Here is an 18,203-nt window from a genome sequence, read left to right on the forward strand (position 1 = left end):
CCGGCCGCCGGCACTCCCGAGTCGACCGCCAGGCCAACCGGTCGGTCACCGGAGCCGACCACCAGGTCAGCCGGGCACCAGCCCCTCCGGTCCGACCACCAGGTCAACCGGTCGGTCACCGGAGCCTCCGGCCGATCACCGGGTCAGCCGGCCAGCAGCTTCTTCACCGCGGCGGCGACGCGGCCGCCCTCGGCCTGCCCGGCCACCTTCGGGTTCACGATCTTCATGACCGCGCCCATGGCCCGCGGCCCCTCGGCACCGGCCGCCTTCGCCTCCTCGACCGCCTGGGCGACGACCTGCTGGAGCTGCTCGTCCGACAGTTGCTGCGGCAGGTACGTGGCGAGGACCTCGCCCTCCGCCTTCTCGCGCTCGGCCTGCTCGGCGCGACCGCCCTGGGCGAAGGCGTCGGCCGCCTCGCGCCGCTTCTTCGCCTCCCGGGTGATCACCTTCTGGACCTCGTCGTCGGAGAGCTCGCGCTTCTCCTTGCCCGCGACCTCCTCCTTGGTGATCGCGGCGAGCGTCAGCCGGAGCGTCGAGGAGCGCAGCTCGTCGCGCTCCTTGATCGCAACGTTGAGGTCTTCCTGCAGCTTCGACTTGAGCGTGGTCATGGGGCCGATTGTCGCAGGTCCGGAAGGAACGGCGCCCCTCGATTTAGGCGGCCGTGCCCGAAGGGCCGGTGCGATCAGGGGATTTCGGGCACCGCCCGGCACGGACCACGGCCGGGGTCTGACACGATGGTCGTATGCGCGCGCGATACGGAGTCCCCCTGGGAATCGCGGCGGCTGGCGCCGCCGGTCTGGTGTACGCGGCGGGCTTCGAGGCCCGCTCCTTCCGCCTCCGCCGGGTCACCGTCCCGGTCCTGCCGCCGGGTATGCGCCCTCTGCGCGTGCTCCAGGTCTCCGACATCCACATGGTCGGCGGCCAGCGCAAGAAGCAGCGCTGGCTGCGGTCCCTGGCGGGCCTGCGCCCCGACTTCGTGATCAACACGGGCGACAACCTGTCCGACCCGGAGGGCGTCCCGGAGGTCCTGGACGCGCTCGGCCCCCTGATGGAGTTCCCCGGCGCGTACGTCTTCGGCTCCAACGACTACTACGGCCCCAAGCTGCGCAACCCCGCCCGCTACCTGCTCGAGAAGGCCCAGGGCCGCCACGGGCTGAACGGCAACGCGCCGGCCGAGGGCGTGGTGCACAACCCGTGGGAGGACCTGCGGGACGGTTTCGACGCGGCGGGCTGGCTCAACCTGACCAACACGCGCGGCGAGCTCAAGCTCGAGGGCGGTTCCGTGGAGCTCACGGGCCTGGACGACCCGCACATCAAGCGGGACCGCTACGCGCAGGTGGCGGGCGGCCCGTCCGAGTCGGCGGACTTCTCGATGGGCGTCGTACACGCCCCCTACCTGCGCACGCTGGACGCCTTCACGGCCGACGCCTACCCCCTGATCCTGGCCGGCCACACCCACGGCGGCCAGCTGTGCATCCCCTTCTACGGCGCCCTGGTCACCAACTGCGACCTGGACACGGAGCGGGTGAAGGGCCTGTCCACGCACACGACGGAGGGCCGTACGTCGTACCTGCACGTGTCGGCGGGCTGCGGCACGAACCGCTACACGCCGGTGCGGTTCGCGTGCCCGCCGGAGGCGACGTTGCTGACGCTGGTCGGGCGCGAGGCTGTGGGTAGGTAGGGGAGGTAGAGGACGTCGCGGAGGTAGAGGAGTAGGGAACGCAACGGGACGAGGGCCCGGCCCGGGTGGGGTAACCCGCACAGCCCCGCCCAAATCGCCCCCTATGTCCGTTTCTGTCAGCGTGGGGGCATGACCGCCCCGATACCCCGGGACATCCCGGGCCTCCCCGCGATACCGTCCCCGCCGGCACGGAAGCCCGCTCCCGTGCCCGCCACGGCCGTCGTCACCCCGGTCCGCCGCCCCGCGGCCGCGGCCTTCCGCCTCCTGATCGCCCTCGTGGCGACGGGGGGCGTGGCACTGGAACTGCTCCTCGGCGACCCGTCCCGGGTCCTGAGCTACTTCGTGATCCAGAGCAACCTGCTGTTGGCCCTGGTCATGACCCTCTCGGCCCGCCGCGCCTGGACGACCGGCCGGCCCCTGCCGGGTGCGGTGCTGGGCGCGACGCTGCTCTACGTCGTGATCGCCGCTCTGGTGCACCACCTGCTCCTGGCGAACGAGGCGAGTCCGTTCTCCCTCACGGGCGAGGCAGCCACGCCGACGGGCTGGCAGGCCCTCTCCCACGGGGTCCTGAACACGGTGACCCCGATCGCGGCGGTACTGGACTGGCTCCTGCTCACGTCCCCCGGCCGCCTGCACCTCCGCCAGGCCAGCACCTGGCTCCTCTACCCGATGGCCTACCTGGCCTTCTGCCTCACCCGGGGCGAGCTGCTCCTCCCGGGCACCCCCGACCGCTACCTCTACCCCTTCCTGGACGTCGGCCAGGACGGCTTTAAGCGGGTCCTCGGCAACGCGCTCCTCCTGGGCCTCTCCTTCTACGCCCTGGCCGTCCTCCTCGTGGCCCTCGACCACGCCCGCCCGAACCCCATCCGCCACCGCGGCAAAACCGGATTTCGTCTCTAGCCACCGGTGGGCTAAAGTAAACGTCGTCGCCGCGACAGCAGCGACATCGGGGTGTAGCGCAGCTTGGCAGCGCGCTTCGTTCGGGACGAAGAGGTCGTGGGTTCAAATCCCGCCACCCCGACGCTGGTCAGAGGCCACATACGGATTTCCGTATGTGGCCTCTGACGTGTTTGGGGGCCCGCCCAGGGGGCCAAACGCATTTGATCAGGCCACCGTGTCGCCCTCTCCTTCTCCCTCCGTATCCACCCCTTCCTGATCTTCGGCGAAGACGTCACCCATTGCTTCGGCGCCCTGCGTGATCACGGGCCGGAGCGATGTTCACGGCCGCGCGCGAGAGGGGCGGCTTGGTCGCGGCCGGTTCGGGTCTGGCGGGGCCGGGGCGAGCGGGCCGGGCCGGTGGGCTTCCACGGTCGCCTCAAGAGGGCCGGGTACGAGGTCGGCGTGCTCGTACACAGCGAGCCTCCTTCAGTTCCCGAGGGCGGACAGCGCATCGGCGGACGCCTGCACGAAGTAGCGGATGACTCGTACGCGCCAACCTTGGCGGCGAAGAGCCCGAACAGGAACAGCACCACCGCGGCGCCTCCGGCGGACTTGGTCTTGACGGCGTGGGCGGATACGGCGCTGAACAACGGCACGGCGGAGACGTCGAGGATCGCGGCGGCAAAAACTCACTTCCTGGGGAGATGGACGGGTGGATAGGCTGCGCGGGCCCCGGGTGCTGGCAAGCTCGGGGCATTGACCGGCGACCGCGCCCACCTCACGTCTGCTAGACGCGGGGTCCGTCTCATGGCGGGCGGTCGTCTGTCTTCTCCGGTCAGCCGGTACCCGTGCGGTAGATGCGGGCTCAGGTTGCAGAGCCAGAAGCCGACGCGCATCCGCTTGCCGGTGGCCTTGCAGCGGCGGCAGTCCTTGCCGTGCTTCATCCGGCCCTTGTGGCCGGTCTTCGTGACGAAGCCTCAGCCGTTGCACTTGCGGGGCGGCCGCAGGCCACGGCCGCTCGTCATCAGTTGTGGCTGGGTGCTGCAGCGCAGCGCGCCATCATGAAGCATGGGGATTGATCTGGAGCTGCACTCGTCACGGCCGGCACGCAACAACTGGCGCAAGTCCCGCCCAACGCTCCTGCGGAGTTCCTACGGGCACGGCGCCGCACTGGCAGACGCACTCGGCTCCCTCCAGCTCCTAGGAGTACCCGGGAGGCTCACCGCCGTCGATCTGTACGGGGACACGCTGATGAACGAGCAGGAGGCCGAGGCCGCCCTCCAGGAGATCCACGGCTTGAGGCGGAGAGCCGGCCGTATGCCGTGAGCATGGCGCGGGCTCCCGTTCACGTGAGCGCACTCCACGCCTCGCTCGCGCGGGGTTCTGTACGAGGATGCCGCCCGTCGAGTGACCGTCGACGGGCGCGATCCTCACTGCAGGGCTCCCGAGGACTCCAGTTGTTCGCTCCGGGCGGCGGGGATGTCGCTCCCCTTGCTCCTGAGCCGCAGGTCACAGAGGTAGGCCAGGGCCGCTGTGAGCGCGGCGGTGGTACCGAAGGCGGCGAAGGACGCAGCGGGGCCGCCGTGGTCGAGGACCGTGCCGGCCAGCGGCGAGCCGATCACGTTGCCGACCAGGATCGCGCCGGCGTACGTGCCCATGGCCACGCCCTTGCTGTCGTCGGGTGCGAGCCGGCTCACGGCGCCGGCACTGGCCGACAGGGCGGGTGCAACGAGGAGGTTGGCCGGGACGGCGAGCACGCACAGCCAGTACCACTCGGTCGCGAGCCCGATCGGGATGCAGAACACTCCGAGGAGCGCGCCGATCGCAAACACCGACGGCGGGCGGCGCATGCCTCCGTAGAGGAAGCCGCCGGCCGCCGAAGCGAGGCCGGCGGCCACCAGCAGCAGCCAGCTCCACTGCAGCTGACCCGACTTCTGCAGAGTGCCGATGGCCGCGATCTCGAAGCCGATCACCGCGATCGAGGTGGCGGCGGTGATGCTCAGCGCGCACACCATCCGCGCGGTCAGCCAGCTGCGCAGCCGGGGCTTGGGGCCGTCCGCCGGACGTGCCGCCTTGAGGGGCGGGTCGAGCAGCAGGTACGCGACGCCTGCGGCGAACAGCAGCGTACCCATGGCCAGGAACGCCACCGTGGGCGACGCCAGGGAGGCGAGCAGGATGCCGAAGGACGGGCCCGCCATATAGGCGACGTCGGTGGTGATCGCCTCTACCGCGTAGGCGGTGTGCCGGTTCTCCTCGGTGACCATGTTGGCCAGGGCCAGGCGGATGACCGTGAAGGCCGGCAGCGTGGTCAGGCCACCGAGGAACGCGGTGGCCACCAGGGCGGGGAACGGCAGGAAGTGCGCCAGGCCCCAGAACAGCGACTGGGTGATCACCAGACCACCGAAGACCTTCCGCAGACCGTAGCGGTCGAGACCGCGGCCCTGCAGTGGAGCCCCGAGGCCCGCGCCGGCCGTCCAGAACGCGGCTACCAGGCTTCCCGCACCGAAGCCGCGGTCCATGTTTCCCACTACGTGCAGGATGAGGACCGAGGAGATACCGAGGCCGGGCATTTTCGCCAGCAACCCCACAGCCATGAGGGGTCGAATTCCGGGTTCGGAAAGCAGCCGCCTATAGGCAGAGAACACGAGTGCACCTCTTGCGTCACGAATTTGAGGTGCTTAAGGAACTACTGATCACCGCCCCAGCCCCCACCTCAGCCCCAGTCCATCTGGCCCGGACTCCTCCGACCCGCATCGTACTGGACCTCGGAGAATGCCCTCTCGGAGTCGACCACCTCAGGCGGGGCGAGGACCGTCGCCGGATTCCGTGGTATTTCGCCACGCATCTCGAGTCCCGTCATCATGTTTCGACCAGAAACCCCTGCTGGGCCGTGGACAGGACTCCTCAGGCGGTCTTCGTAAATTCACCGGTGTCGGACAAATGGCAGATTTCTCCACGTGTCAGGTGCCGGGCTCGGCCGGCAGGGCGAGGAGTCTGCGTAGGCGTGGTGTGGCGAGTGCGATCGTTGTACCTACCGACAGGACGAAGCCGCCGAGCAGCAGGAAGTACACCGTCGGCGACAGCACGGTGGTCAGCCGGAACAACTGGCCTCCCACCACCACTCCCACCGCACCGAACAGGCCGTTCACCGCGAGCAGGCGGCTGGTGCTGCCGGAGGGTGCCACCGTGGCCGCCAGAGCCAGGCCTGCGGGGGCCAGTGCGACCTCGCCGCAGGAGTAGAGCAGGTAGACCAGCAACAGCCACTGCGGGCCGACCGGGCCGTGTTCGGCGAGTTGGGCCGCCATCGCCATCACGAGGAAGCTGACGCCCGCCGTGATCAGCGCGCCCGCGAACTTCACCGGTACGTCCACCCGCGGCGCCCTCAGCCAGAGCCGGGCGAACAGCGGGGCGACCAGCAGGACGAAGAGCGGGTGCACGGACTGGAACCAGCTGGCCGGGACCTCGAAGCCCAGCACGTCCCGGTCGGTGTGGCGCTCGGCGAAGAGGCTGAGCACCGAACCGCTCTGCGCGAAGATCATCCAGAAGGCGGCCGAAGCTGCCATCAGCACCGTGAAACCGGCGAGGCGACGCTGGTGGACCGTGCCCCGTGCATGGGTACGGCGCAGCGAGCGCAGGTACCAGAACGGGAGGGTGACCGTGGTGAGGCCGAGGACGGCGAGCACCGCGGGGAGCGGGAGCAGCCCGCAGGCCGCCGGCACCACCGCGAGCGCGCCCACCGCTCCCGTGACCCACGCGGCGCGTCGCAGCATCGTGGCGGCCTCGGAGCGCGGCACCGGGTGGGGCGGACGCGCGCCCACGTCCCCGTACCGGCGCAGACCGAGGGCGAATTGGGTCAGTCCCGCCGTCATGCCGAGGGCGGCCGCCGCGAAGCCCAGGTGCCAGGCGACGCGCTCGGCCAGCAGCCCGGTGACGACGGGGGCGATGAGCGCGCTGACCTGGATGCACATGTAGAAGAGCGAGAAGGCCGCCTCGCGGCGGCCCTTCCCGTCCCCGCTGACCCCCGCGACCATGGCCGCCATGGCCGGCTTGACCAGGCCCGTCCCCGCGACGACCAGCAGCAGACCGACGTAGAGCGAGCCCGTCACCGGCAGTGCGAGCACCGCGTGGCCGCAGGTGATCAGCGCACCGCCGAGCAGCACGGCCCGGCGTGCGCCCAGCACCCGGTCGGCGAGCCACCCGCCGGGCAGTCCGGCCATGAAGCTGAGGGACATGTACGCCGCGAAGACCGCGGTGGCCGTCTGCGGCGCCATGCCCATGCCGCCGCGCGCCTCGGAGGCGGTCAGGTAGAGGACCAGGATCGCCGCCATGCCGAAGAAGCTGAACCGCTCCCACAGGTCGACCGCGAGCAGTGTGCCGAAGCCGGGCCTGCGGTCACCGGCGAGCGGTGGTGCTGCGGGAGCGGTGGCCTGCGATGAGTCCTGCGGGGTGAGGGAGGTGTCCACCGGAGGTCACCCGGCCGGTTTGAGCGCCACTCCGGCCAGCATCGCGAGCGCCGGGTCGGGGGTCTCGGCCGGTTCGGGCCGCCACAGCGGGGCACGCACCACGCCGGGCTCCACCAACTCGAAGTCCTCGAACAGCGCGGCGAGTTCCCGGTTGTCGCGCCAGATCACCTGACTCACCGCGCCCCGGTACTGCTCGGCCGCCTCCGGTGCCGCCCTCGGCACCTCCTCCGCCCCGGCGTGCGAGATCACCAGGGCGCTGCCGGGTGCCAGCCGCTCGGTGTACCGGCGTACCAGGGCGAGCGGATCGTCGGCGTCCGGGACGAAGTGCAGTACGGCGGCGAGGATCAGCGCGACCGGCCGGTCGAAGTCGATCAGCCGGCGGGTGTCCTCCGCGTCCAGGATCTCCCGGGACTTGTAGAGATCGCCCTGGAAGACGGCCGCTCGGGGTTCGTCGGCGAGCAGGGCCCGGCCGTGCGCGACGGCCACCGGGTCGATGTCGACGTAGACGACCTTGCTGTCCGGGTGGGCGGCGAGGGCGACGTCGTGCACGTTGCCCTCGGCCGGGATGCCGGAGCCGATGTCGAGGAACTGCCGTATGCCGAGCGCGGACAGTTCGCGTACCGCGCGGCGCAGGAAGGCTCGGTTGGCCTTGAGGGTGGCCGGGAGGTCCGGGTTGCCGGCTGCGACCTTGCGCGCGAGTTCCCGGTCCACGGGGAAGTTGTGGGTGCCGCCGATCCAGTGGTCGTAGACCCGGGCGATGCTCGGGGTGTCGATGTCGACCTCCGGCGGGGCCCAGGAGGGGCGTTGGGTGTCCTGACGTTCCACGGGTGTGTCCTCCAAGGGGGGCGGGGCGGAATCGGCGGTCACGCCGTGAGCACCGGGAGTTCTTCGAGGCCGCGCATCATGAGGCTGCTGCGCCAGCGCAGTTCGCCCTCGTCCACGGCGAGCCGCAGCCCGGGCAGGCGCGTGAACAGGCGGCTGAGGACGATCTGTCCCTCCAGCCGGGCGAGCGGGGCGCCCAGGCAGTGGTGGATGCCGTGGCCGAAGGCGACCGAGGCGGTGTGGGCGCGGGTGATGTCCAGGCGGTCGGGGTCGGGGTAGCGGGCCGGGTCCCGGCCGGCGGCGCCGAGCGAGATGGTCACGAACTCGCCCTCGGGAATGGTGACCGAACCGACCTCGACGGGCTCGGTGGTGAACCGCCAGGTGGCGTTGGTGACCGGGCCGTCGTAGCGGAGGAACTCCTCGACGGCCGCGGGCCACAGCGACGCGTCCGCCGCGAGCTGCCCCCGTACGTCGGGGTGGGTGAGCAGGGCCAGGGTGCCGTTGCCGATGAGGTTGACCGTGGTCTCGTGGCCCGCCACCAGCAGCAGGAACGCCATGGAGATCAGTTCGTCGGCCGACAGCTGGTCGCCCGCGTCCTGGGCGTGCACCAGGTCGGTGAGCATGTCGTCGGCCGGTTCGGCCCGCTTCGCCTCGATCAGCGCCTTCAGGTACGCGATCATCGACGCGCTGGCTTCCCGCACCTCGTCGGTGCCCGCGCCGGAGACGAGCAGGTTGGACCAGCGGCGGAAGGCGGCCCGGTCGTCCGGGGGCACGCCGAGCAGCCAGCAGATGACCGTGAAGGGCACCGGGAAGGCCAGCGCCTCCATGAGGTCCAGCCGTTCGTGCCGGGCCATGGCGTCCAGCAGTTCGTCGGTGAGCTCGGTGATGCGCGGCCGCAGGGACTCGACCCGGCGCGCGGTGAAGGCCCGTCCGACGAGCCGGCGCAGCCGGGTGTGGTCCGGCGGGTCGCTGTCCAGCATGTGCACGCTGAGGACGTGCGGGAACTGGCTGCGCTCTCCCGATTCCGCGAGGAACCGGCGCTGCTTCTCGGGGTCGGTGAAGTTGCGCGGGATGAGGTCCCGGCCGACCCGCATGTCCTTGCTCAGCCGGGGGTCGGCGAGCAGGGCCCGGGCGTGCTCGTAACCGGTGACCAGCCAGGTGCGCAGGCCGTTGGGGGTCGTCACGGGCACGGCGGGCGCGGTCCGTCGCAGGCCGGCCAGCGCGTCGTGCGGGCTCTGGTGGAAAGCGGGGGTGAACAGGTCGGTCGGCGGGCCGGCCGGTGGGTCGGTCGGTGGGTCGGTCGGTGGGTCGGTCGGTGGGTCGGTCGGTGGGTCGGTCGGTGGGTCGGTCGGTGGGGCTGCTTGCCGGGCGTCCGTGCGGGCCATGCTCAGACTCCTTGCCTTTCCTTGACGTCGGCGGCTTCCTCTACGGCGGCGGCTTCCGTGGCGGCGGCGGCTTCCTCGACGTCGGCGACGGGGGTGGCGGCCCGGTCCCCCGCGTAGGCGGCGAGTTCCCGGTAGATCTCGAAGGGCCGGTCCCGGCCGGTGTCGCGCAGCGGCCGCAGCGGGGCGGTCTGGTCCTTGTGGGCGGGGCCGCTCTCCCAGGCGGTGAACGCCTCCCAGCCCGACCAGCGGCTGACCACGACGTAGGAGCGCGGGTCGCCGAGGGCGTGCAGCAGTTTGTTGCCGAGCAGGCCGGCGGTGCCCGCCATCCGGCGGCTGGCCTCGTGGTAGGCGGGCAGCACCCGGTCCGGGTCGTCGCTCAGGTGGTAGAGCACGACCTCGACGGCGCCGCCGGTCACGATGCGGCGCCGGACAGGGCGGCGACGACGTGCATGGTCGTCATGGAGCCGCCGCTGCGGTACGGGTGCAGTTTCTGACGGTGTTCCAGATGCCGGTCGCTGGTCTCGAACTCACGGAACAGCGGCTCGTTCAGCCAGTCGCTGACGATGTAGTAGACGCCGTCCTCCTCGGCGCTGCGGGAGAGCCACTGACCGAGGTTGGCGGGGTGGGTGGTGACCGAGTCGCCGACCTCCAGCCACACCTTCTCGAACTCGTTCTCCATGCCGGGCTTGATCTGCATGCGCAGCGTGACCCGGAAGACCTGCTCGGCGGGCTCGGGCACGTCAGATCCCCCCGTCGACGTTGAGGGTCTCGCCGGTGATGTAGGCGGCGGCGTCGGAGAGCAGGAACAGCACCGGTCCGGCGAGTTCCTCGACGGTGCCGAGTCGGGCCAGCGCGGTCTTCTGCGCGTAGGTGGCGCGCAGCCCCTCCGCACGGTCGGCGGGCATGGCCGCGAAGGCCTCGGTCTCGATGACGCCGGGGGCCACCACGTTGACGCGGATGCCCTTGGGGCCGAGTTCTTTGGCGAGCGAGCGGGTCAGCCCGATCATGGCGGCCTTGGCGGCGGTGTAGTGGGCGCGCAGCGGTATGCCCGCGGCGGCTCCGCGCGAGCCGATGTTGACCACCGAGGAGCCGGTGCCGAGCAGCGGCAGCGCCTGGTGGATGATCCGGTAGGCGGCGGTGAGGTTGGTGTCGAGGATGCGCGACCACTCGTCGGCGGGCAGTTCCCCGAACGGGATGTGGCTGATCACGCCCGCGTTGTTGACCACACCGTCGAGCCGTCCGAAGCGGTCCTTGGCCTCGCCGACGAGGCGGTCGACCTCGGCGGTGTCACCGACGTCCGCGCGGATCACGTGGTGGTCGCCGGCGGTCTCCTTCAGCGCGGCCGTCAGGCTGTCGACGGCCTCGCTCTCCTGCCGGTAGCAGGTGAGGACGTCGGCGCCCGCCCGGGCCGCGGCGAGGACGATGCCCCGCCCGATGCCCCGGGTGCCGCCGGTGATGAGCAGTTTCCTGCCGTGCAGTGCGAGTTCCACTGGGATTCCCTCCATGGCTGTGCCGCGGCTCAGACGCAGCCGTCGACGTGGATGTTCTGGCCGGTGACGTAGCCGGCGTGGTCGCTGACGAGGAACAGCACGGTCCGGGCGATGTCGTCGACGGTGCCGAGCCGGCCGAGCGCGGTGAAGGAGGCGAAGGTGGCGCGCTGCCGCTCGGCCTCCTCGGCGGGCAGTTCGTCGAGCGCCTCGGTGGCGATGCGGCCGGGTGAGACGGTGTTGACGCGGATGCCGCGTGGTCCGAGCTCCCGGGCCAGTGAGCGGGTCATGCCGACCAGTGCGGACTTGACGGCGGTGTAGTGGACGCCGCCCGCCATGCCGATGAAGGCGACCGTGGAGCCGATGTTGATCACCGAGGAACCTGCCGAGAGCAGCGGCAGGGTGCGCCGGGTGACCAGGTGAGTGGCGGTCAGGTTGCCCTGGAGGGTGGCGGCCCACTCGGCGGGGGTGAGGTCGGCGTACGGCTGGGGGCGGAACGTCCCGGCGTTGTTGACGACGGCGTCCAGTCCGCCGAGGCTCGCCTCGCACGCGGTGACCAGCCGGTCCACGTCCGTCTCGTCGGCGGCGTCGGCCCGCAGCACCTGATGCTTGCCGGGGGTTTCGGCGAGTTCCTCCTCCAGGGTGGCGACGGCCTCGCCGGGGGTGCGGTAGCAGGTGACGACGTCGGCCCCGGCACGGGCAGCGGCGAGGACGATGCCCCGGCCGATGCCCCGGGTGCCGCCCGTCACCAGGAGGCGCTTGCCCTGGAGTTGGCGGCCGGCCCGGGCCGCGGTCTCCACCTTGGCCTTGATCAGCCGCATCTGGACGGCGGTGTTGCGGTTGAGCCGGGCCGTCATCCCGGCGTCGTCGATCGGGGCGTCGGGCTTCATCGCGAAGTCCTGGATCCAGCGCATCCGTACGCCGCCGGGCACCTCCTCGTACTCCCAGCGGATGTTCATGTACGCGAAGGGGCCGGTCTCGACCCGGCGGGCCACGACGGTGCGGGTGGCCGGGTCGGGAGTGCGCTCGGAGACCCAGCTCCAGACCGTGCCGTTCTCGTCCGGGTGCAGGGCGAGGCGGAAGGTGACGGTGTCGCCGTCCCGGCCGAGGATCTCGGCGGAGGCGTACTCGCTGAACAGCCGCGGCCAGGCGGCCACGTCGTTGGTCATCGTCCACACCAGGTCCATCGGTGCCTCGACGACGATCGCGTTGTCGGTGTGTCCTGCCATCAGACGCGGGCCTCCGTGAGCCGGGCGTGGACGTAGGTCAGGGCCTCGCGCGGGGTCTGGGTGTGCGCCAGGTCGCCGTCGGGGATCTGGAGGTCGTACTCGCGCTCGATGCGGTTGACGAGTTCCAGCAGGGCCAGGGAGTCGTAGCCGAGGTCGGCGAACGAGGTGTCGGCGAAGTGCTCGCCGTCCAGGTCGGTCTGCTCGTCGACCCCGCCGCTGGCTCGGAGGATGCGGCGCAGGTCGTCGAGGGTGAACTCCGGCATGGGAAGCCTTTCGTGGGTGGTGTGTGGGCTGCGGGTGCGTGGGGCTGGTCGCGGCGCGGCGGAGCCGCGGATCCGTACAGCCCCGCGCCCCTGGGCGGGCTGCGCCCGCAGATATCGGTCGGCTGCCGGTGAGTCGGTCACCTCCTGAGGGCGTTGCGGTCGCCGGCGCCCACCACCAGAGCGGAGGTGAAGCCGCCGTGCCCGCGGGCCAGGACGAGGGCGGTGCGCGGGTCGGTCTGGCGGGGGCGGTCGAGGACGAGGTCGATCTCGCAGCCGGGGGCCGGGCGGCCGAGTCCCGCGGTGTGCGGGACGACTCCGGCGCTCAGGGCGAGCAGCGCGGTCGCCACGTCCAGTGCGGCGCCGCCCGCGTAGAGGCGCCCGGTGAGGGTCTTCGGCGCGGTCACCGGCACCCCGCCGGGTCCGAACACCTCGGTGAGGGCGCGGGCCTCGGCGAGGTCCTCGGCCGGTGTGCCGGAGGCGTCGGCGAAGACCATGTCGACGTCGCCCGGGGCGAGCCCGGCGTCGGCGAGGGCCCGCCGGATCACCGACACCAGCACGGAGCGGCGGGCGGTGGTACGGCTCGGCGCCGGCGGCTGCGCCGCACGGTCCGCCACGGGCAGCCGCGTGGCGTCGGGCGCCGGGGCGGACCGCGCGGCGTCGTCCGTCACCGGCAACCGCGTCGCGCCGTCCGCCGTGGGGTCGAAACCGGCCGCGTAGCCCAGGAGTTCGCCGTACGCCGGGACTCCCCGGGCGTGTGCCGCATCGGCGCTCTCGACGACGAGGATGGCGCCGCCCTCGCCGGGGACGAACCCGGAGGCGGCCGCGTCGAAGGGCAGGTAAGCGCGGGCCGGATCGTCCTCGGTGGACAGCCTGCCGGTGGACAGCTGCGCCACCAGGCCGTACGGGCACAGGGAGGCGTCGGTGCCGCCGCTGAGCACGAGCCGGGAGCCGGTGTCCAGCAGCCGCCGGGACTGGCCGAGGGCGTCGAGGCCGCCGGCCTGCTCGCCGCAGATGACCCCGCAGGGGCCGCGCATGCCGTGCCGAATGGAGACCTGGCCGGTGGTGGCCGCGTAGAACCAGGCGATGGACTGGTAGGCGCCGACCCAGGAGGACCCCTTCTGGTAGAGGTTCTCCATCTCGTGCTGGCCGAACTCGGTGCCGCCCGAGGAGCTGGCGGTCACCACCGCCATCTCGTACTCAGGCAGGGTCGCCGGGTCGGCGGCGGCGTCCGCGAGGGCGTCCTCGGCGGCGGCCAGCGCGAAGTGGGTGTAGCGGTCGGTCTGCGGGACGAGCCGTCCCGGGACCTGTCCGGCGGCGCGGAATCCGGGGACCTCGCCCGCCACCCGGACGGGGTAGCCGGTCGGGTCGAAGCGGGTGATCCGGCCGAGGCCGCTCTTGCCCGAGAGCACCGACTCCCAGTGCCGGGCGGCGCCGATCCCGGTGGGCGCGACCACGCCGAGCCCGGTGACCACGGACCGGCCGCGGCGGCCGGGGCGTATGCCGGAGGCGCTCATGCCGCCTCCCCGTGTGCCAGGCCGGGCCGGCCCAGGACCATCGCGGTCTGGAAGCCGCCGAAGCCGCTGCCGACGCTGAGGACCCGGTCCATGCGGTGCTCGCGAGCCGTCACCGGCACGTAGTCGAGGTCGCACTCGGGGTCGGGCGTGGACAGGTTGGCCGTCGGCGGGACGACCTGGTGGCGCAGGGCGAGGGCGCAGGCGGCGATCTCCAGGGAGCCGATGGCGCCGAGCGAGTGCCCGATCATCGACTTGATGGAGCTGACCGGCACCTCGTGGGCCCGCTGCCCGAGACTGCGCTTGAACGCGGCGGTCTCGTGCCGGTCGTTCTGCTTGGTGCCCGAGCCGTGCGCGTTGATGTAGTCGATGCCCTCGGGGTCGAGTCGCGCCCGGTCCAGGGCGACCCGGACGGCCTCGGCCATCTCCCGGCCGTCGGGCTTGAGTCCGGTCATGTGGAAGGCGTTGCTGCGTCCGGCGAAGCCGAGGATCTCGGCGTACACGGTGGCGCCGCGGCGTCTGGCCGACTCCAGCTCCTCGAGCACCATGACGGCGGAGCCCTCGCCCAGGACGAAGCCGTCACGGCGCCCGTCGAAGGGCCGGGAGGCGTGCCGGGGGTCGTCGTTGTTGGCGGTGGTGGCCTTGATGGCGTCGAAGCAGGCGGAGGTGATCGGCGACAGCGGCGCGTCGGTGGCCCCGGCGAGCACGATGTCGGCCGTGCCCTCCTCGATCAGCTGGACGCCGTGCCCGATGGCGTCCAGACCCGAGGTGCAGCCGGTGGAGATCAGCGCGACCGGCCCTTCGGCACCCGCCTGGCGGGCCACCTCGACGGCGAGGGTGCTGGGCACCATGTAGCCGTACAGGTGGGGGACGCCGTAGCTGTGGTCGACCAGCCAGTCCCGGCCGCCGTCGGAGAGGACCGCGTACTCCTCCTCCAGGCCCATGGTGCAGCCGACGGCGCTGCCGATGCTGACGCCGACCCGTTCCGGGTCGGTGCCGGGCAGTTCGATCCCGCTGTCGGCGACGGCCTCCCGGGCGGCGACGACCGCGAACTGGCCGGCCCGGTCCATCCGGCGGGCCTCCTGAGGGGTGAGCCCCGCGGCGAGCGGATCGAAGTCGCACTCGGCGGCGACCTGTGAGCGGAACCCCGCCGGGTCGAAGAGGCTGATGCGGCGGGTGGCGGTGCGTCCGGCGGTGAGCAGGTCCCAGTAGGCGTCCCGCCCGATCCCGCCGGGTGCGACGGCTCCCACGCCGGTGATCACCGCGCGTCGGTGTCCGGACGTCATCGGGCCGCTCCCACATCGGGGTTGCCCGCGGACGCGTCGAGCGGCTGTTCGGTGTCGACGTGGCCCAGTTCGGGGCGGGGCGCGAGCGGGGAGAGGTGGAAGACCGCCTCGGCCGGCACGGACCCGGTGTTCACCAGGCGGTGGCGGACCCCGATGGGCACCAGCAGCGAGTCGCCGGGGCCGAGCTCGACCGGGGGGCCACCGTCCAGTGTCATCTCCAGCCGGCCCTGGACGACGTGCAGGAACTCCTCGGAGTACGGATGGAGGTGCTCGGTGACGTGGTGGCCGGGGGCCAGCCGCAGTACGCCGCCGAAGCCCGAGGTGCAGCCCACGGTCTTGGGGCTGAGGGTGACGCGGATGTCGCCGCCGCGCTTGGTGTTGGCGGCGACCTCGTGCGCGGAGACCCTGGTGGTGGCGGGGGCGCTCATCGGGCACCGCCCAGGTTCGCCGAGCGCGGGGCGCTGGTCCGCGGCCCCTCCTGGGGCGTCCAGGAGTAGAAGGGCACGGCCATGGCGTCCTTGGGCTCGCGCCAGTCGGGGTCGTAGGGCGAGATGAACCGGCCGAGCCGGGTGTTGATCTCCTCGTAGAGCGGGTGGCTGCGCGCCTTGTACAGATTCGGCGCGATGTCCTCGTCGGCCTCCACCAGGTGGAAGTACAGGTTGTGGAAGGCGAACAGCGTCCGCCTCGACACCCCCACCAGATGCGGCAGTTCGGTGCTGTCCGAATCGGCGAAGACCTGCGCGACGCCCTCGGCGTCGGCGAGGTCCATCCTCGCCACGATCAGCGTTCGGTGCACGATGTCCTCCCGGCTTGTCGGTGCTGTGTTCACCCTGGTCGGCGGGGGTCGAGACGCTCTCGAAGGCGCCTGGAGAACTGCTGACGGGCCCGGTGCCGCGGGCGGCAGACAGCACGACGGCCCGCCGCACCGAGGGGTGCGGCGGGCCGTGAGGGGTCCTGCTACCGGCGGACGTCGGCCTTCATCAGGGTGACGCCGCTGCCGCCGACGACACCGGCGCCGACCATCCGGCCGTTCGGTACGTCGCCCGCGGGCGTGCCCCGTGACAGGAGGATCAGGGCCTGCCGGATGAGCCGGGGCACGGAGTACAGCAGCTCGGCTTCCGGCGTCAGGTGCTCCTGTACGAGGTGGACGTCGACGAGGTATTCGAGGAGTGTCTCGGCGTCTCCGGTGCCGGGGCGCAGCCGTGTCACCACCTCGCCGAGGCTCCAGCGGCGCTCACGCTGGAGCAGCAGGCGCAGCAACTCGCGTGAACGGGCGGGCAGATGACGGTGGCTCGCGGCCACGGTGGTCATCAGCGACTGGGTGCCGTCGGGGAGTTCGAGCAGCATCCGGGGGTTGCCGCGCAGCCGCAGCGCCAGCCGGGCCGCCGACCAGCCGGGCCGGGCGGTGAGCCGGCCGGCCACCGCCCTGATCGCCAGGGGCAGTCCCTCGCACAGCCCCATCAGTTCCTGCACGGCCGTGGGGTCCTCCTGCCGCGAGCGCTCCCCGGCGACCCGGTCGTAGAGCTGGAGGGACTCCTCCGGGGACAGGGCGGGGAGCACGATCTTGCGGCCCGTGGACAGGCTGTGCGCCCGGTAGCGGTTGGTGGCGATCACCGCGCAGCCGGATCCGCCCGGCAGGACGGCACGGATCTGGGAGGCGGTGAGCGCGTCGTCGACCACGACGAGCACCCGGCGGTCGGCGGTCCAGGTGCGGAAGAGCCTGCTGAGCTCGTCGAGCCCGCTGGGCTGTTTCTCGCGCTGGATGCCGCAGGCGGTGAGGCAGGCCGATAGCACGTCGGCGAGCTGCTGGGAGCCCTCGCCGACGGCGGACAGGTCGATGAAGAGCTGCCCGTCCGGGAAGCGCGGGCGCAGCCGGTGCGCGGCACGCACGGCGAAGGCGCTCTTGCCGACACCGGGCGGGCCGTGCACCTCCACCACCCGCATGCCGGTGCTGGGCCGGTCCGCGCCGAGGAAGGTCTCCAGCTGGTCGAGTTCGCGTTCGCGTCCGACGAAGTCAGCTATATCGGCGGGGAGTTGGGCCGGGCCCGGCACGAGGCGGCGCCCGCCGGGCACGGTGTCGCTCTTGGCCGGGGCCGGCCCCCTGAGGTGGCCGCGGTCGGCGAGCACCTCCTGGTGGAGCCGCTGGAGCTGCGCGGAGGGCTCCAGTCCGAGTTCCTCGACGAGATGGCTGCGCAGGGTGCGGAAGGTGTTGAGGGCGTCGGGGCGGCGGCCGCAGCGGTGCAGGGCCCTCATCAGCTGCCCGGCGAACGCCTCGTGGGTGGGGTGGGCGCGGAAGGCCTCGGACAGCTCGTCCAGGACGGCGTGGTGGCGACCGAGTTCGAGCTCCAAGGAGAAACGTTGCTCCTGGACGCTCTTACGGCGCTCCTCCAGCTGGGTGGACCAGGCCGACAGCCGGCGTCCGGTGCTGATGTCGACGAGGGCTCCGCCGTGCCACAGGGAAAGCGCCGTCTTGAGAGTGGAGGCCGCCTCCTCCTCCCCCGCGCCGGTGCGGAGCTGCGCCAGGCCCTGCTCGGTGAGCTGGTCGAACCGGTAGGCGTCCACCGACTGCTTGTCGTCCAGTCGCAGTTCGTAGCCGCCCACCCTGGTCAGGATCGCGGGGCAGCCGTGCGGTGGACGGGAGCCGAAAGCCGCACCGTGCTGTCCGGTGGCCAGCAGCAGTCTGCGGCGCAGTTGATAAATGTAGGTTTGCAAGGTGGTCAGCGCGCTGAGCGGTGGGTGGTCCTCCCACAGTTCCTCGCACAGCTGGTCCACGCTGACCAGCGAGTTGGCATTGAGCACCAGCAGGGCGAGCACCTGACGCAGCTTGGGGGCCGACGGTGTGACGTCCTCCCCGTTCCTGCGTATTCGCATCGAGCCCAGCAGACCGATCTCTATCACTGCATTCCCCCTGAGTGAGCCGCCTCTGTGGGGTGGCGGCCATCGGTTATTCACCTTCCTGCGTCACTCATTTTTAAGCGAAACATCAAACGCTCAGAGGGGCGGAAAAATTACCCGCCTTTTACTCGGGGAATTATGCTTCGCCGAAAAAGAAGTTGAAACCAGCAATATCCCTGCACGCACCGGAGACGGGAATAGAAACCGATTACCACATTCCCGCTCTTTGCCTTCTCGCATCCTATGCTTCGCACACATGGATGACAAGGCGCACATTTCTGCGCGGGGTGTGGCGGCGGTCA

At 71.6% G+C, this 18,203-nt stretch carries 18 protein-coding genes, 1 tRNA gene and 1 pseudogene; 4 read left to right on the forward strand and 16 right to left on the reverse strand.

The window, feature by feature from the left end; translation table 11 throughout:
- Positions 1–143: 143 nt before the first annotated feature.
- Positions 144–608: a GatB/YqeY domain-containing protein gene (locus FDO69_RS29270; protein WP_104783669.1), complete on the reverse strand. Its 465-nt coding sequence runs from the start codon at positions 606–608 to the stop codon at positions 144–146.
- 134 nt (positions 609–742) lie between these two features.
- Between FDO69_RS29270 and FDO69_RS29275 the strand changes: the two genes are divergently transcribed.
- The 4 genes from FDO69_RS29275 to FDO69_RS29295 all read left to right on the forward strand — a co-directional run bounded on the left by FDO69_RS29275 (position 743) and on the right by FDO69_RS29295 (position 3,886).
- Positions 743–1,681, forward strand: a complete 939-nt coding sequence (locus FDO69_RS29275) for a metallophosphoesterase (protein ID WP_104783671.1) — start codon at positions 743–745, stop codon at positions 1,679–1,681.
- Between the two features lie 129 nt (positions 1,682–1,810).
- Complete coding sequence (locus tag FDO69_RS29280) at positions 1,811–2,581, forward strand: Pr6Pr family membrane protein (RefSeq protein ID WP_104783673.1); 771 nt, start codon at positions 1,811–1,813, stop codon at positions 2,579–2,581.
- A gap of 47 nt (positions 2,582–2,628) precedes the next feature.
- Positions 2,629–2,702: transfer RNA gene (locus FDO69_RS29285), tRNA-Pro, on the forward strand.
- 926 nt (positions 2,703–3,628) lie between these two features.
- Positions 3,629–3,886 (forward strand): hypothetical protein, encoded by a 258-nt coding sequence (locus tag FDO69_RS29295; RefSeq protein ID WP_234388160.1) that lies wholly within the window; start codon positions 3,629–3,631, stop codon positions 3,884–3,886.
- Positions 3,887–3,990: 104 nt separating this feature from the next.
- Here FDO69_RS29295 and FDO69_RS29300 read toward each other — a convergent pair whose 3' ends face one another.
- The 15 genes and pseudogenes from FDO69_RS29300 to FDO69_RS29370 form a co-directional block, all read right to left on the reverse strand.
- Positions 3,991–5,079, reverse strand: coding sequence for an MFS transporter (locus FDO69_RS29300; protein WP_234388164.1), 1,089 nt, complete (start codon positions 5,077–5,079; stop codon positions 3,991–3,993).
- A 441-nt stretch (positions 5,080–5,520) separates the two neighbouring features.
- On the reverse strand, positions 5,521–7,023 hold the full coding sequence (locus tag FDO69_RS29305) for a peptide MFS transporter (protein ID WP_104783677.1): 1,503 nt from the start codon (positions 7,021–7,023) through the stop codon (positions 5,521–5,523).
- A 6-nt stretch (positions 7,024–7,029) separates the two neighbouring features.
- A complete protein-coding gene (locus FDO69_RS29310; RefSeq protein ID WP_104783680.1) occupies positions 7,030–7,848 on the reverse strand; it encodes an SAM-dependent methyltransferase in 819 nt (272 codons plus the stop codon).
- A gap of 38 nt (positions 7,849–7,886) precedes the next feature.
- Positions 7,887–9,230: a cytochrome P450 family protein gene (locus tag FDO69_RS29315; protein WP_234388161.1), complete on the reverse strand. Its 1,344-nt coding sequence runs from the start codon at positions 9,228–9,230 to the stop codon at positions 7,887–7,889.
- Positions 9,231–9,232: 2 nt separating this feature from the next.
- Positions 9,233–9,646: an antibiotic biosynthesis monooxygenase family protein gene (locus tag FDO69_RS29325; RefSeq protein WP_104783683.1), complete on the reverse strand. Its 414-nt coding sequence runs from the start codon at positions 9,644–9,646 to the stop codon at positions 9,233–9,235.
- The gene (locus FDO69_RS29330) at positions 9,643–9,969 is read right to left on the reverse strand and encodes an antibiotic biosynthesis monooxygenase family protein (RefSeq protein WP_104783685.1); all 327 of its coding nucleotides are present in this window, start codon (positions 9,967–9,969) and stop codon (positions 9,643–9,645) included. The genes FDO69_RS29325 and FDO69_RS29330 overlap by 4 nt, the downstream gene beginning before the upstream one ends.
- 1 nt (position 9,970) lies before the next feature.
- Positions 9,971–10,720 carry an SDR family NAD(P)-dependent oxidoreductase gene (locus FDO69_RS29335; RefSeq protein WP_104783688.1) on the reverse strand — a complete coding sequence of 250 codons (750 nt, stop codon included), beginning with the start codon at positions 10,718–10,720 and terminating at the stop codon, positions 9,971–9,973.
- A gap of 29 nt (positions 10,721–10,749) precedes the next feature.
- The gene (locus tag FDO69_RS29340) at positions 10,750–11,517 is read right to left on the reverse strand and encodes an SDR family NAD(P)-dependent oxidoreductase (protein WP_234388165.1); all 768 of its coding nucleotides are present in this window, start codon (positions 11,515–11,517) and stop codon (positions 10,750–10,752) included.
- A pseudogene (locus FDO69_RS42350) lies at positions 11,497–11,946 on the reverse strand (SRPBCC family protein); the annotation flags it as partial. The pseudogene FDO69_RS42350 and the gene FDO69_RS29340, both read right to left, overlap by 21 nt.
- Positions 11,946–12,209, reverse strand: a complete 264-nt coding sequence (locus FDO69_RS29345; RefSeq protein ID WP_104783694.1) for an acyl carrier protein — start codon at positions 12,207–12,209, stop codon at positions 11,946–11,948. The gene FDO69_RS29345 and the pseudogene FDO69_RS42350, both read right to left, overlap by 1 nt.
- 137 nt (positions 12,210–12,346) lie before the next feature.
- On the reverse strand, positions 12,347–13,723 hold the full coding sequence (locus FDO69_RS29350; protein ID WP_104783697.1) for a ketosynthase chain-length factor: 1,377 nt from the start codon (positions 13,721–13,723) through the stop codon (positions 12,347–12,349).
- A complete protein-coding gene (locus tag FDO69_RS29355; RefSeq protein ID WP_104783700.1) occupies positions 13,720–15,006 on the reverse strand; it encodes a beta-ketoacyl-[acyl-carrier-protein] synthase family protein in 1,287 nt (428 codons plus the stop codon). Before FDO69_RS29355 ends, FDO69_RS29350 begins: the two co-directional genes overlap by 4 nt.
- Positions 15,003–15,434 carry a cupin domain-containing protein gene (locus tag FDO69_RS29360; protein ID WP_104783702.1) on the reverse strand — a complete coding sequence of 144 codons (432 nt, stop codon included), beginning with the start codon at positions 15,432–15,434 and terminating at the stop codon, positions 15,003–15,005. Before FDO69_RS29360 ends, FDO69_RS29355 begins: the two co-directional genes overlap by 4 nt.
- The gene (locus tag FDO69_RS29365) at positions 15,431–15,802 is read right to left on the reverse strand and encodes a TcmI family type II polyketide cyclase (RefSeq protein WP_104783705.1); all 372 of its coding nucleotides are present in this window, start codon (positions 15,800–15,802) and stop codon (positions 15,431–15,433) included. The genes FDO69_RS29360 and FDO69_RS29365 overlap by 4 nt, the downstream gene beginning before the upstream one ends.
- Before the next feature lie 161 nt (positions 15,803–15,963).
- On the reverse strand, positions 15,964–17,904 hold the full coding sequence (locus FDO69_RS29370) for an AfsR/SARP family transcriptional regulator (protein WP_104783708.1): 1,941 nt from the start codon (positions 17,902–17,904) through the stop codon (positions 15,964–15,966).
- Positions 17,905–18,203 lie beyond the last annotated feature (299 nt).

The organism is Streptomyces tibetensis (assembly GCF_007655005.1).
GTDB classification, from domain to species: Bacteria; Actinomycetota; Actinomycetes; order Streptomycetales; family Streptomycetaceae; genus Streptomyces; species Streptomyces tibetensis.